This window comes from Shewanella holmiensis (assembly GCF_025370255.1).
In the GTDB taxonomy this organism is placed as follows: domain Bacteria; phylum Pseudomonadota; class Gammaproteobacteria; order Enterobacterales; family Shewanellaceae; genus Shewanella; species Shewanella holmiensis.
Map to the genome: position 1 here is coordinate 1 of NZ_JAMTCD010000024.1, position 14,358 is coordinate 14,358.

The 14,358-nt window shown below is 38.5% G+C and carries 13 protein-coding genes and 1 other RNA gene; 7 read left to right on the top strand and 7 right to left on the bottom strand.

Annotation, left to right across the window (positions count from 1 at the left end):
- Positions 1-5 precede the first annotated feature (5 nt).
- The 6 genes from NE535_RS15365 to smpB all read right to left on the bottom strand — a co-directional run bounded on the left by NE535_RS15365 (position 6) and on the right by smpB (position 4,428).
- On the bottom strand, positions 6-659 hold the full coding sequence (locus NE535_RS15365; protein WP_261299484.1) for an inovirus Gp2 family protein: 654 nt from the start codon (positions 657-659) through the stop codon (positions 6-8).
- 222 nt (positions 660-881) lie between these two features.
- Positions 882-1,064 (bottom strand): helix-turn-helix transcriptional regulator, encoded by a 183-nt coding sequence (locus tag NE535_RS15370; RefSeq protein WP_261299485.1) that lies wholly within the window; start codon positions 1,062-1,064, stop codon positions 882-884.
- A 186-nt stretch (positions 1,065-1,250) separates the two neighbouring features.
- The gene (locus NE535_RS15375; protein WP_261299486.1) at positions 1,251-1,925 is read right to left on the bottom strand and encodes a hypothetical protein; all 675 of its coding nucleotides are present in this window, start codon (positions 1,923-1,925) and stop codon (positions 1,251-1,253) included.
- 53 nt (positions 1,926-1,978) lie between these two features.
- Positions 1,979-3,226, bottom strand: coding sequence for an integrase domain-containing protein (locus NE535_RS15380; RefSeq protein WP_261299487.1), 1,248 nt, complete (start codon positions 3,224-3,226; stop codon positions 1,979-1,981).
- 277 nt (positions 3,227-3,503) lie between these two features.
- Positions 3,504-3,859, bottom strand: a transfer-messenger RNA (tmRNA) gene (gene ssrA / locus NE535_RS15385).
- A 71-nt stretch (positions 3,860-3,930) separates the two neighbouring features.
- Positions 3,931-4,428 carry an SsrA-binding protein SmpB gene (gene smpB / locus NE535_RS15390; protein ID WP_261299488.1) on the bottom strand — a complete coding sequence of 166 codons (498 nt, stop codon included), beginning with the start codon at positions 4,426-4,428 and terminating at the stop codon, positions 3,931-3,933.
- Between the two features lie 217 nt (positions 4,429-4,645).
- On the opposite strand from smpB, the gene NE535_RS15395 reads away from it, so the two are divergent.
- On the top strand, positions 4,646-5,083 hold the full coding sequence (locus NE535_RS15395; protein WP_261299489.1) for an SRPBCC family protein: 438 nt from the start codon (positions 4,646-4,648) through the stop codon (positions 5,081-5,083).
- A complete protein-coding gene (locus NE535_RS15400; RefSeq protein ID WP_261299490.1) occupies positions 5,073-5,408 on the top strand; it encodes an RnfH family protein in 336 nt (111 codons plus the stop codon). Before NE535_RS15395 ends, NE535_RS15400 begins: the two co-directional genes overlap by 11 nt.
- A 409-nt stretch (positions 5,409-5,817) precedes the next feature.
- Here NE535_RS15400 and NE535_RS15405 read toward each other — a convergent pair whose 3' ends face one another.
- A complete protein-coding gene (locus tag NE535_RS15405; protein WP_261299491.1) occupies positions 5,818-6,309 on the bottom strand; it encodes an outer membrane protein assembly factor BamE in 492 nt (163 codons plus the stop codon).
- Between the two features lie 265 nt (positions 6,310-6,574).
- On the opposite strand from NE535_RS15405, the gene NE535_RS15410 reads away from it, so the two are divergent.
- The 5 genes from NE535_RS15410 (at position 6,575) to aceA (ending at position 14,174) form a co-directional block, all read left to right on the top strand.
- Entirely contained in the window at positions 6,575-7,417 is an 843-nt protein-coding gene (locus tag NE535_RS15410; RefSeq protein WP_261299492.1) for an SAM-dependent methyltransferase, read from the top strand.
- A gap of 29 nt (positions 7,418-7,446) precedes the next feature.
- Positions 7,447-7,659: a hypothetical protein gene (locus tag NE535_RS15415; protein ID WP_261299493.1), complete on the top strand. Its 213-nt coding sequence runs from the start codon at positions 7,447-7,449 to the stop codon at positions 7,657-7,659.
- 145 nt (positions 7,660-7,804) lie between these two features.
- Positions 7,805-9,406, top strand: coding sequence for a tetratricopeptide repeat-containing diguanylate cyclase (locus NE535_RS15420; protein WP_261299494.1), 1,602 nt, complete (start codon positions 7,805-7,807; stop codon positions 9,404-9,406).
- Positions 9,407-11,101: 1,695 nt separating this feature from the next.
- Positions 11,102-12,760 (top strand): malate synthase A, encoded by a 1,659-nt coding sequence (aceB, locus tag NE535_RS15425; RefSeq protein ID WP_261299495.1) that lies wholly within the window; start codon positions 11,102-11,104, stop codon positions 12,758-12,760.
- 91 nt (positions 12,761-12,851) lie between these two features.
- Positions 12,852-14,174, top strand: coding sequence for an isocitrate lyase (gene aceA, locus NE535_RS15430; protein WP_261299496.1), 1,323 nt, complete (start codon positions 12,852-12,854; stop codon positions 14,172-14,174).
- Positions 14,175-14,358 lie beyond the last annotated feature (184 nt).

Consider the following 14,358-nt stretch of genomic DNA (forward strand, 5'->3'; position numbering starts at 1 on the left):
AAGCCTTAGTTGCCTAAGTTTAAGGCCTCAGGGTTTGGCTTTATCCTGCTTGAATTATAATTTTTAGTTTGTGGTGGTTTTTTATCTTTATCAACGGCTTTTGCAAAGTAACTAATGCGATATATAACATCATTTATCGTATCATCATCATCCCTATGACACATATAAAAACAGTTATCCGGCCTACGAAAACCACCACTCATTTCACCCCAGATAGATTCTAATATTGCATTTAATTTGATTGGGTAATTTACTTTTTTACCATCGATGAATAGCACAAAATGATAATGTTGGGCTTCTGCAATCTTTTGCTCTCTTACCCAAGAATAACCTATGTGCTTAACTCTATACTTTGAGGATAGCTGTTTAATTGCCCGCCTGATAAATTTGGTTATTCTCTTATTATCTGGAGTATATAGCTTCTGATGTAAATCAAACCTCACCACTAAAAGCCGTGCATGGTAGCTATGCATATTGAATAATTGTTCGTACATTGATTTTAACATTGGTGTGTAGCAGCCAGAGGGCGAACTGTTGATTTGCCAGAAGCAGCCTTGATACTCGTAGTATTTGGATTTGGTAATGTACATATCTACCGACTTCAAAAAATGAAAGCAGGTAAGAAAGGTAATAGATAAGATATTATCAATATCCCCCATAAACACCATTTGCTTTGCTGCACGAAGTAAGCGCCGCGTAAAGCTTTTAGCAATATGTGTTTTAAAAAAGTAGGGGTAAAAAACCTATAGCTGTTGTACGAAATCATCTGAAATATTCCATTAACTTGTATCTTGATACGGTAATGTCACGCAAGTACTGCACATAACATCGGTGTAATTGCTATGGAAAGCCGGCACCATGGTTATGGTGCCGATATTGATTTAGGCGTCACGAGCGGCGATGCGTTCGTTTATCCAATCTTGAATTTCGTGTTCGAGCCAGCCAACGGCTCTCTGCCCTAAAATGATAGGTTTTGGGAATTGCTTTTTAGCTATGTAGTCGTAAACGGTTGATCTAGCTAAACCGGTTAAGCGCATTACTTCTTTCAATCTTAGTACTTTCATGGTGTTCCCCGTACATATTAAGTTTTGTGTGGACGGGGCAAGATTAAAAGTTAAATTCTTAATAAAATAGCTAGCACTACCCATATAAGACCTTTTGTTATAAAATAATTATTTAATTACATGGGCTTATGCTTTTTGTGAGATTGAGTGCGCTAAAATGGTGATCCCTTTTTTAAAATGGATCACCTAATTATTTTCTATGCCATTGCCTTTTTTATTCCAGTTGCTTACCTTTGCTATCCTATCTAGTGTTGCTTTGCTTAATTTTGGCGATATTTTTTCAATTTGAGTCGAAATTAGTTTTAGGTAACTTTTACTTCCTTCGCTATTTCGGATAAGAAGTGAAGCTTGATACCATGCATTAATTGCAATTTTTAGCTCTTCTGCTTGATGCTGATGTTCACCTTTGAGTAACAATGCTAATTCAGATATTAAGTCATTATGAGGTTCAAATGACTGGAGTTCAGAATTAGGGTTAGGGGAATCACTAAACAGAAATGAAGGCCTTAGATTATGCTTTAAACACCAATTTTTGATTTCATCTAGTCCAATTTTAGTATTTTTAGTATCTATAGGAAATGGTGGAAATTGCTCCAAAGGGTCGTCTGAAATTGTGTGTATGACACTTCGATTACTTACAAAGTTATCGATAGGTTCGAATAAAAAAACAGAATCATTCTTTGTCCTAAGTTGAAGATCTTCTACATGGTCACATAAAATTTCAAGATATTGTTTGGCCTCTTCCCATCCACTCCAATTCCCACTTTCGGCCCTGTGTACTGAACCTATATCGTAAAATGACATATCGGCTAAATTTAATGCTATTTCATCTAATGAAAAAAATAATTTGGTAAGCGCCACAATCTAAACTCCCTGTAGTAATATTGTTTATACAATTAATCAAAATTTTATCGCTATTCTCCTACGACTTTTAAGTGTTTTAAGTTATTAGCCAAACTAAAATTACCGCTTGATGCATCCATGATGTACTCACTCCACCAACTCATCATTACTCTACGGCGCTGTAGATAATCGGTTCTGTTATAAGCACTACGTATTTGATTTTTGTCGATATGTGCTAATGCTGTTTCGATAAGGTCAGCATCAAAACCTTGTTCGTTGAGAGTCGTACTAGCAAGCGAACGAAGACCATGCGCTGTGGTGCGACCTTTTAAACCCATGCGATTTAATGCTGCATTTGCTGTTTGTACATTACAGTGTGTTTTAGGGTTTCTATCTGCAGGGAAAATATATTCTCTGTGCCCAGTAAGGGGCTTAATTGCTTCGAGTAGTGCAATCGTTTGGTCGGTTAGGGGAATAACATGATCACGGCGCATTTTCATTTTTTCTGCTGGGATCAACCATAACCGGTCATCAAAATTAATTTCATCCCATCGCGCTGCTGCAGCTTCATTTGGCCGAGTCATGGTATGTAATTGCCATTCAATTAAAAAGCGGGTGACTTTTTTGATACTGGCGTTAGCGATTGCCTGCATTAATTCAGATAGTTCGTTTGGTTTTAGTGCCGCAAGGTGTTCTTTACGTGGTTTTTTAAATACCGACTTAATGCCAGATATTGGGTTTGCATGAATAAGGCCGGTATTAACCGCATATATCATCACCTCGTTAATGCGTTGGCTTAATCGCTTAACTGTTTCAAGACTTCCTTTTGCTTCAACTGGTCGGAGTATTTTTATCACCATTGGCGCAGTCATTTGGCTTATTGGTGTTTTGCCTAATGCTGGCAGTAGATGAAGTTTAAAAGATCGCCACGTTGAATCAGCATGATTTTTAGTAATCGATTCTTTCTTGGTTTCGAACCACTGTATGGCTACTTTTTCGAAAGTATGTTCTGTGAGCGCAGCTTTTGCTGCTAGTTGTTCAGCTTTATGTTGTTTGGGGTCGATATCTAGTGCTACGAGCGTTCTTGCTTCTTGGGATAGCTTTCGTGCATCAGCAAGTGATATATCAGGATATGCACCAATGCTCAAATTCTGTCTTTTCTTGGTGATAGGATTCACGTAGTTAAGAAGCCAAAGCTTAGACCCGTGAGGTTTTACCCTTAACTGTAAACCAGCACCATCTGCCAGGTTATATTCTTTGTCTTTTGCTTTAGCATTTTTGATTTCTGTTTCTGAAAGGGGCTTTGCGAGTCTTGCCATAGTAACACCATCCTTAGTAACACTGACCTGAGTGATTAAAGCGATGTTACTAATAAATGTAAACCTATAAATTATTGACAGTTATAGGCCTAAATTATGGTTTTAGTAACATCGAAACGGCTATGTATTTACCGATGTTACTTCCGATGTTACTAAAAGTTTTGGTTTCTAACAAACGTTATTGTACATAAATGGAGCTGATTTATGCTTAAGTCATTGATTTTAGTGTTTTGCAGACAGAAAAAAAGACGTCCTAAGACGTCTTCGTTTCTTTAATTGGTGGAGGCGGCGGGACTTGAACCCGCGTCCAGAAAGCCTACATCCTCGGCACTACATGTTTAGTCTCTCTTTTATTTAACCAATTAGTCTCCGAAAGACAGGATGCTACTTGGTGAGTCCGGTACTGTTTCGCGGTTCACCCCCGGACGGAGTTCCCTCGCTAGCACACTGTAATATGACCATCAAAATCCACTGCCCACGTGCGAAACGTGTGGTTGATGGCTAGCTAGCCTAAGCTGCTAGAGAGTAGTTAGAGTCGTTTGCAACTATAACGGTGCGGCTTTTTACGAGGCCAACCGCCCCTCGACATGCTCCTTGGGTTTCGTGAATCCTGTCGAATCCAGAATCGCCCCCAATTAGTAATAGTGTAACGTGTTGTTTGGCGAATACCTAGCGACGATTAACAAAATATCATCGTTTGGTTATTATCCGTTCAGTCGGTCTTTTTTCATGACTCGAGACTGCTCAACTTTCCATTCACGTTCTTTGGTATCTTCACGTTTATCGTGATCTTTTTTACCTTTACCTAAACCAATCTCTACTTTCACCCACGCACCTTTGCGCCAGTACATAGATAGTGGGATTAAGGTATAGCCTTGACGTTCAATTAAGCCAGCAAGTTTATCAATCTCGCTACGTTTTAAGAGTAGCTTTTTGGTTCTGATAGGGTCACATACCACATGTGTTGAAGCTGTATTTAAGGGTTGAATAGTACAACCGTGCATAAATGCTTCATCATTTTTGATGTAGACATAACAATCAGATAGGTTAACTTTACCCATACGAATGGATTTTACTTCCCATCCCATTAACTCTAAACCCGCTTCGATTTTGTCTTCAATACGGTATTCAAAAGTGGCCCGTTTATTACGTGCTATTGTTGCAGGGGCATTTTTTGCTGATTTTGAATTCTTTTTTACCATGCTTATTTACCATCTAGGCGTTATATCGCCTGCAATTTGCCCATTTGAAAAGCGCTATTTATAAGGCTTACCTTATAACAGATATGGGGGAGAGTATTAATAATTCAACGATTATACCTAAATTATTGGTTTGTGTACGTCTATGTTATGCCGCAACAGATGCCTTTTTTATTTATCGTGATAAAATCTAATCATTATGTCGTAAAAGTGAGTACGAATGCCTAAAATTTCCAAAAGTGTATTGGTACGCTTTAGTGCCATGCAAATGTATGAATTAGTCAATGACGTTGAATCTTACCATGCTTTTTTACCTGGTTGTGTTGGTGGGAAAGTACTTGAATTTGATGGTAAAACTATGGTTGCATCGGTTGATGTTAGCAAGGCTGGTATCAAAAAGACTTTTACCACACGTAATCAAGTTGAAGCTGGTAAGCGTATTGCTTTGGCATTAGAAAACGGGCCGTTTAAACGTTTGAATGGTTTATGGGTTTTTACCGAGTTGACGGACGATGCCTGTAAAGTTGAGTTTGATTTAGATTTTGAGTTTTCAAATCCACTCTCTGATTTGGCTTTTGGACGAGTATTTAAACAATTAATGTCGTCTATGGTGACAGCATTTACTGAAAGAGCAAAGGTGATTTATCGTGACAACTGAACAAGAGCCTTTTGCGGTTGATGTTATTTATGCTTTACCTAAACAGCAAAAAATTATTAGTGTGATGGTAAAGCCTGGTTGTACTTTTATTGAGGCTGTTAAGCAAAGTGATATTTGTGCTTTTTTTCCGCAAATTGATTTAGCAACGGTTAAGCTGGGCGTGTTTAGCCGACAAGCTAAGCATGATGAAGTACTTTTGCCTGGACAAAGGGTCGAAATTTATCGTCCTCTCATTGCCGATCCAAAAGATGTACGTCGTAAACGAGCAGAAAAAGCTAAAGATGAAGGGCGAATTAATAAAATTACTGGGGCTAAGGTTAGCTAACTAGCCTTAGTTGGGGTTAGGTATAGGGCAGTATAACTGCAACGTATTCGTTTAAATTAAAACACGTTTAGCGCTAGCAAAACTTAACTGTTACTAAGTAAGTTGTTGATAAAATATGTTAGTTGATCTTAACTCTGATTAAGAGATTTGCTCACTCATCAATGTTATTCAATAAATATATACGCTACCTCTTCAGCCGGAGAGCTTTAGTGATAACAAGGCGAGTTTACCCGTCATTCGTCGGTCTATTGCAAGTTAATCTAACATAGTTAGTGTTGAACGTCGGCGCTGAAGATTGATTTATTCACCCGTTTCAAGCTATGCGAATATGAGCACAATTCTTGTGTACAAAAAAGCAGAGCGATTAGGCTCTGCTTTTTATTATTTGCTGCTGAATTAGGTAAATTATTTACTTATCATCAATGTTCGATGTATTTAATCCACGTTCTTCTTCAACAAGTGGCTTTGAATCCGGGCGAGTTTCTGGATTGAGCGGATCATCTTCTGGCTGGTTAATAGAAGGTAACTTGCTTTGATTCAATGGCGTATTAAATTCTTCACTGAGATCATAATCGCCCTCTACACGGCTGATTTTTCCGTCAATAAAGTGGATCACTAATTCTTTGTGGATGATGCTAGCATCACGACCACTTTTAAAGTGATAGACGTAGTACCAAGTGTCATCAGCAAAACTGTCACGTAAAACAGGACGGCCTAAAATGTATTCAGTTTGTTCTTTGGTCATCTCAATACGTAACTTATGGACTTCTTGCGACTCCATATAGTTACCTTGTGGAACATCTGGCTTATAAACTAGCCAATCGAATACGCCACAACCACTTAAAGAGATAGATAATGCTACTGCGCTTAACAGAGTAAGACTTTGTTTTTTGTTAATCATTGTCTGTGCTACTTCCCAAATTCTGTCGGCCATCATACCCAAGCAAGCCCTATCCTGACAAGGGGGGATGTGACTTGCAGGTCATTTGATTCATTTTATGGCTATAAGTTCACGAGTTTAATTGTGATTCTTAGTAATAAAACCATTGGAATCTTTACTCAAATTGTTTAACTTGTGATGTAAGACATATGTTATTAAGTTCTGCGCTGCAGTATCATTAATTATAAAACTTAGAATGATTTGTGTAATGCGCAATGGCCCCAAGATGAATGAAACTAACCCATTTGAGCACGATGATAATAAACCTGTTAAGCATGAGGGACGTTTAATTTGTGTTGGCACAGGGATGCAATTAAGTGGTCAAATAAGTCTGTTAAGTAAAAGCTATATTGAAATTGCTGATGTAGTGTTTTCTTTAGTTACCGATGGTTTTTCACAGCGCTGGTTAGATTCGTTAAACGATAATGTACAGTCTTTACAGTCTTTTTACGCAAATGAGGGCGAGTTTAAAAATCGCCGTGAAACCTATGCGCAGATGGTTGATGAGATTTTAGCTCAAGTTCGTTTAGGTAAATTAGTTGTATGTGCCTTTTATGGCCACCCTGGGGTATTTGCCTGTGTTGCGCATCGAGCAATAGCATTGGCGCGTGGTGAGGGTTTTGAAGCTAGTATGTTACCTGGTATTTCTGCTGAAGCGTGTTTATGGGCTGATTTAGGCATAGATCCTGGTAATGTGGGACATCAGAGTTTTGAAGCAACGCAATTTTTGCTTTATAACCACATACCTAATACTTGTACCCATTTATTACTTTGGCAGATAGCATTAGCGGGGGAGCATACGCTAACTCAATTTTCTACAACGGTGGATAAGCTAAATATACTGGTAGCGCATTTAAATCAATGGTATCCCTTAACACACCCCGTTATAATTTATGAAGCGGCGACCTTGCCTTTTCAACAACCAAGGATAGAATCTATTACCCTTGCTCAATTACCATATATAAAGCTGAATGCAATTAGTACCTTGATGATACCGCCAGCAAAAGCATTATCACTTAACCATCAAGTATTACAACAATTAGGGATCACTGCGGCTAATATTGGTTAGCAATAAGCGTGACGTTTTACGGAGATAATATGTCAAAATTACAACAATTTGCCCAAGCATTATCAGCAGATGCTGGATTATTAGAAGCTTACAAAGCTGACCCGAAAGGGGTAATGCTTGCTAATGGACTCACTAAGCAGGAAGTGGAGTTAGTTTTATCCGGTGATATCGGTGGCTTAAAAGCGCTATTAGGTGACAGCTTAATGCAAGCTTATGTAGTTATTGCGACCCCTACTGAATAATAAAATGCCCCTAAAGAGGCTTGTATATTGTTTTTTTATTCAATTGGTTTTTGCCTGTTGTGTTTTTGCGTCGCCAAATTTTGATGAGCGTCTGACTACACTAGATAAGTTATTACAAACAGACTTACCTCAAGCAGAAATCATATTGGCTGAATTAGCACCCTCTGTTTCTCAATTCACTCCTTCTCAGTTAGCCACCTACCATACGTTGTCGAGCATCAAGCAGTTGTATTTGTCCGAATTAGAACAGGCTAATCAATCACTTGACATGGCGTTATCTTTTGAGCCTTCAGAAGAACTATTGACTCGAATATACCTTTACAAAGTCACCATATATTTATTGCAGCGAAACTATGAAGCCGCTTTTTCTATGTTGGAGATGAACTTATCAAGAATTGAAAGTTATCAGGATAACCGTTTAAAAGTGGCTTCGTATGTGCGTTTGTTAAATATCTTCTTAGATTTAAATGCGTACGATGAAATGCGAGACACGGCTAATCTTGTGCTTAATATCAATCAAGGTAAAGACACTAAACATGAATGTTACGCGAAATTATATTTAGCCGTCGCCACTTTGAAACTGACGCAATATTCGCAGGCCAACGAGTTATTCAAAGACTCACAAATCTATTGTGCCACTAATGAACAACCATTAATTGCTAATATGTCCATTAAAGGGCAAGCACAGAGTTACTTTGAACTAGGCCAATTAGTACTTGCCAGAACCATGTTTGAAACTGCATTAATAGGTTATCAGGAGTTTCGTTTTCAACTTGAAATTAATGATGTTAAAGCCTATTTAAGTAAAATTTATTTCTATCAAAAGGAATACGAAAGAGCAGCACAATACGCAGATGAACTGAGTAAGCTTAATGATGATAAAGTTAACCAACATGCAAAGAAGCAAGCTAACGAGGTGTTAGCCATGTTGGCAAGTAAAGACGGCGATTACGCAAAGGCATACCAATATCAACTTATTGCGCATACTTTAGATTTACAATATTTAGAAGATAAAACGAATAAACAAAACGCTTATCAGATGGCGCGTTTTAATAATGCCGAGACCAATAGAGAAAATAAAAGTCTGCAGCAAGAGCGCATGTTAATGATGCAACAAAAAGATCTGATGTTGAAAGAAAAAAGTTCATCGATGATGTTTTCTACATTGCTTTTTGGGGTGTGTATCGGATTAGTGTTATTACTATTAACCGCTTGGCTGCAGCGCAATCAATTTAGGCGTCAAGCCCAGCGAGATGGGCTAACGGGGATTTATAACCGCCAAACAGGACAAGATTTAGCTGAAGATGAGCTGGTACAAGTGCTGGCTAATCATAGTCATTTTTCAGTGATGATTTTAGATTTAGATTTGTTTAAATCAATCAATGATCGTTTTGGCCATGCAACAGGGGATTGGACCCTTAAAAAAGTTACCCATGTCATTCAAGATATCATTCGACCAACGGATATATTTTGCCGAATGGGGGGCGAAGAGTTTGTGTTGTACTTACCCAATACCGATCCGCAAGCGGCATTGCAATTAGCAGAAATTATTCGTTCTGAAGTTGAAAGTATTAATACCAAGTATTCTGGGCATAATTTTTCAATTAGTATCAGTATTGGTATTAGCTCACTTGATGACGGTGATTTAAGCCTTGATCCATTTTTGAATCGCGCAGATATCGCGTTATATGAGTGTAAACGTCAAGGTCGAAATAAAGTCCTCATCTATCAGCCTAGCTTTGCATAAGCTATTTTGGTTTTTTAAGTGCTTAACATCTTCTTTACTACTTTGTATAACTTCATTCCAATAGTTGAGATTTAACGCTGCCACTATGGTTAATGTGATGGGCTGTCACTTCCCGATCTTTTACTTTCCTCCTTTATTTGTTTATCTCAAGCTAAGTTAACCTCAAATCAAGTTCAGAGATAAACAAATAATGTTGTAATAGTGAATATTCAGATGCCCAAAATCAAAAAATCAAAAATCAAAAATCAAACATCAAACATCAAACATCAAACATCAACTTTGCGTCGATATTGAAAATAAGATGAGTTTACTAGTACTAGCTTCAATTTAAACTGACAGGCACCATTTAAATACCAAGTAGATGCCCGTCAATATCAAAGTAATTGCAACTTGTCTCGTGTTAGACATAACACTGATAACTTTGCAAAGGGGGGGGGAGGAGGCAGCTGTTACACCCTCCAGAGGTTAAATCTATTCGCCTTCATATACTTCTTTTTCATATCAAATCCTAATTCTAAAGTGACCACTTCATTTTCGAGGTAACCTTAAGTTGGCCTAGTCTATAAATAAGCCAGTATGAAGCTGTTCACATTCAATTCTTCATCGTCAAACTTGAGTTTTGTTCGGATAACAAGACGAATTCACATATCAATCATTTGCCTATTCAAGCTGTGTTGTGTTCGAGTTGAATATATTTAACGTGGCTATGGTGCTTTGAATCACATTGACTATCTCGATCAAGGGAGGCGGTATCATTTATTACTGATCTCCCTGTTTTGAGTGTTTTATCTTGGCAAACCGCTTGCTTAAACTGTTTGATAAATATTGCTTTGCTTTTTTGAGGATATAAGAAGACAACACGTCGCTGCTTTAGCCTGATTTTAAATAGTTAAAAACAGCCTCTACTCGCCATAAATGACTATTTAAGCCTTTTTTTACCGTTCAAATGTAAATAAATCATTAAAAATGCAAATAAATTAATTTTTTTTTCATTAATACCACACGTGAATAGATTGATGATCTGATAACGCGCATCTGAAAATACCTCAAATCACCCATGCAAATTATTACCTTTACGTAAGCGTTAATTTAAAACGGCCGTTTGAAATTCTGCTTTGTTTTAAAAATGTTAAGCCTCTGTATTTTATGAAAAATAATTCATTACCTCAAGGTGAGTTCAAAACAGGCTTAATTTATTCTAAATATCAAATTCGACTAAAGTTGTGTAATAAATATATTCCAGTTAGTAATAATATTACGGATTATGTTTTCGTTGTTTTTTGTTGGTAATAAGGTAAGACCTTTTAATTTTACAGTGTTAATTTTACAAGGTGTAATTTTATTAATTTCATTTTAATCAGTTTCTTAAGTGGTATTTTTTGTATTGGTAATACCATTTTGAAAGGTGTTTTTTTGATGTTTTTTGACAAGATTGGTAAGGTTTGAACTGTTGCAAATACAACTGTTTTTGCGTAGTTTTTAATGCGAAACGAACATTTGATAGTTTGATTGAGTGTGAGAGTTAAGTAGAAGTGGTTAGATAGATTGCCCGGATTCATTTGCAGTGTGTTAAGCAAGCAACGTTAAATATTCTGAACCGTCTATCTGTAATGCTTAACTTTCGTTTTTAAACACTCACTAGTGAATATGTTCAATAAACAATGTGAATGATGGTCGCACCAAGGGAGTCAGGTTATGACGGCAGAGCAATTAGTAGCACAGTACAGTAAGACAACATCTGAACAGTCAAATTCTGTAAGCACTTCAGATTTAGTCATTGTTGGTCCTGCGATAGCCGGACAAGAAGAGGTGTTTAATTCTGGCGCGATAGCATTACTTGACAGCTTATGTAGCCGTTTTGCCGCAGAAGTACCACAGTTACTTGAAAAACGTAAACAAAAACAAGCACGTATTGATGTTGGCGAATTACCAGACTTTTTACCTGAAACCCGTGCGATTCGTGATGGTGATTGGTCTATCCGTGGTATACCACAAGATTTAACTGACCGTCGTGTTGAAATTACCGGTCCAGTAGATCGCAAGATGATCATTAACGCGTTAAATGCCAACGTTAAAGTGTTTATGGCTGATTTTGAAGACTCACTTGCCCCAAGCTGGCAAAAAGTGGTTGAAGGTCAAATCAACTTACGTGATGCGGTTCGTGGTGATATTGAGTTCACCGCACCAGAAACAGGCAAACAGTACAAGTTGAATCCCGATCCAGCAGTGTTAATTGCTCGCGTTCGTGGTTTGCATTTAAAAGAAAAGCACGTTGAATACAAAGGCCAGGCGATCCCTGGTGGTTTGATGGATTTTGCACTGTATTTTTACCATAACTACCACCAGTTATTAGCTAAAAATTCAGGACCATATTTTTATATCCCAAAACTTGAAAGTCATATTGAAGCGCGATGGTGGGCAAAGGTTTTCGCGTTTGTTGAAGAACGTTTTTGCTTAAAGCCTGGCACGATTAAATGTACTTGTTTAATTGAGACATTACCTGCCGTATTTGAAATGGACGAAATTTTATATGAGCTACGGTCAAATATTGTGGCGCTGAATTGCGGACGTTGGGATTACATTTTTAGTTATATCAAAACGCTTAAACGCCATGCCGATAGAGTATTACCTGATCGCCAAGCAGTCACAATGGACACCAAGTTTTTAAGTGCTTATTCACGTTTATTAATTAAAACCTGTCACAAGCGTGGTGCATTAGCGATGGGGGGAATGGCGGCATTTATTCCAGCTAAAGACGAAGCCACAAACTTGCAAGTGTTAACAAAAGTTCGCGGTGATAAAGAACTAGAAGCGCGAAATGGTCACGATGGCACTTGGGTTGCGCATCCAGGATTAGCGGATACAGCCATGAGTATCTTCAACGACTATATTGGCGGTGATAGAACCAATCAATTGCATATTACTCGCGATGTTGATGCGCCCATTTTAGCATCAGAACTGCTAATGCCATGTGAGGGTGAGCGAACTGAATCGGGTATGCGTTTGAACATTCGCATTGCGGTTCAATACATTGAAGCTTGGATCCAGGGCAACGGTTGTGTACCGATTTACGGCCTAATGGAAGATGCGGCAACAGCTGAAATATCGCGCACTTCAATATGGCAATGGATCCAACACGGTAAAACCTTATCTAATGACAAATTAGTGACTAAAGATTTATTCAGAACCATGCTGGCAGAAGAGTTAATTAATGTGCAGCAAGAGTTGGGTGATGCACGTTACGAGTCAGGTCAGTTTGCTAAAGCGGCTGAGTTACTTGAACAAATTACCACCTCAGATGAATTGGTAGACTTTTTAACACTACCTGGATACGAGCTTTTAACCGCTAAATAGTAAAACCAATTTTATTCATTATAAGAATCTCACGTGCTGTATTGTGCAGCCGTGTTAACTGACTAGCAGTCAAACAGGAAGGAGTCACATTATGACTAAGGCAACACAACTAACTCGTCAACAACAAATCGATGCAATCAAAAAAGATTGGGCTGAAAATCCACGTTGGAAAGGGGTTAAGCGTCCATTTACTGCAGAAGAAGTGGTCGCCTTACGTGGTTCAATAGTTCCTGAAAATACTATTGCTAAATTAGGGGCCGCAAAGTTATGGGACCTTGTTAACGGCGGCGCTAAAAAAGGCTATGTTAACTCACTGGGTGCATTAACAGGCGGTCAAGCGGTTCAACAAGCTAAAGCGGGTATTGAAGCTATTTATCTTTCAGGTTGGCAGGTGGCTGCAGATGCTAACTTAGCTGGCACTATGTATCCAGATCAATCACTCTATCCAGCTAACTCTGTACCAGCGGTTGTTAGCCGTATTAACAACTCTTTCCGCCGCGCTGATCAAATTCAGTGGAGCAAAGAAGTTAATCCAGGTGACAAAAATTACACTGACTACTATTTACCAATTGTTGCTGATGCTGAAGCGGGTTTTGGTGGTGTGCTAAACGCATTTGAATTAATGAAGTCAATGATTGATGCTGGTGCAGCAGGTGTTCACTTTGAAGACCAATTAGCCTCAGTTAAAAAATGTGGTCACATGGGCGGAAAAGTGCTTGTTCCAACTCAAGAAGCAGTTCAAAAACTTGTTGCAGCGCGTTTAGCGGCAGACGTAAGCGGTGTAGAAACCCTGGTTATTGCACGTACAGATGCTAACGCGGCTGATTTAATGACATCAGATTGTGATGCTTACGACCGTGACTTTGTTACTGGTGAGCGTACTAGCGAAGGTTTCTACCGTGTTAAAGCGGGTCTTGACCAAGCAATTTCTCGTGGCTTAGCTTATGCACCTTATGCTGATTTAATCTGGTGTGAAACGGCTAAACCTTGTTTAGAAGAAGCTAAGAAGTTTGCTGATGCGATTCATGCGCAATACCCAGACCAGTTACTTGCCTATAACTGTTCACCTTCATTCAACTGGAAGAAAAACTTGGACGATGCAACGATTGCTAAGTTCCAACAAGAGCTTTCAAACATGGGTTACAAGTACCAATTCATCACTTTAGCGGGCATTCATAACATGTGGTACAACATGTTTGATTTAGCTTATGACTATGCACGTGGAGAAGGTATGAAGCACTATGTTGAAAAAGTTCAAGAAGTTGAATTTGCTGCAGCAGAGAAAGGTTATACGTTCGTATCTCACCAGCAAGAAGTGGGTACAGGTTACTTTGACCAAGTGACGACCTGTATTCAAGGTGGTAAGTCTTCAGTTACAGCGTTAACAGGTTCGACTGAAGAAGAGCAGTTTTAAGATTTAGATATACCGTTTTACAGTTTAGTCGCTTTGCGACTGTTGTAACCCCGTGCGGTTCTCCTACAGGCCGCACGGGACTTTTATCCAATTTGATGGATCAAAAGCCGACAAGCTTTGATGTTGATTCTTATTGTTGGATTTACTTCCTACCCGTAAGTTTTTAACCAACTCGCTTGTGTTA

Coding starts and splice junctions, on each gene's coding strand:
- NE535_RS15365 (WP_261299484.1), bottom strand. CDS start 659: ATGGGGGATATTGATAATATCTTATCTATTACCTTTCTTACCTGCTTT.
- NE535_RS15370 (WP_261299485.1), bottom strand. CDS start 1,064: ATGAAAGTACTAAGATTGAAAGAAGTAATGCGCTTAACCGGTTTAGCT.
- NE535_RS15380 (WP_261299487.1), bottom strand. CDS start 3,226: ATGGCAAGACTCGCAAAGCCCCTTTCAGAAACAGAAATCAAAAATGCT.
- smpB (WP_261299488.1), bottom strand. CDS start 4,428: ATGGTAAAAAAGAATTCAAAATCAGCAAAAAATGCCCCTGCAACAATA.
- NE535_RS15395 (WP_261299489.1), top strand. CDS start 4,646: ATGCCTAAAATTTCCAAAAGTGTATTGGTACGCTTTAGTGCCATGCAA.
- NE535_RS15405 (WP_261299491.1), bottom strand. CDS start 6,309: ATGATTAACAAAAAACAAAGTCTTACTCTGTTAAGCGCAGTAGCATTA.
- NE535_RS15410 (WP_261299492.1), top strand. CDS start 6,575: ATGAATGAAACTAACCCATTTGAGCACGATGATAATAAACCTGTTAAG.
- NE535_RS15415 (WP_261299493.1), top strand. CDS start 7,447: ATGTCAAAATTACAACAATTTGCCCAAGCATTATCAGCAGATGCTGGA.
- aceB (WP_261299495.1), top strand. CDS start 11,102: ATGACGGCAGAGCAATTAGTAGCACAGTACAGTAAGACAACATCTGAA.
- aceA (WP_261299496.1), top strand. CDS start 12,852: ATGACTAAGGCAACACAACTAACTCGTCAACAACAAATCGATGCAATC.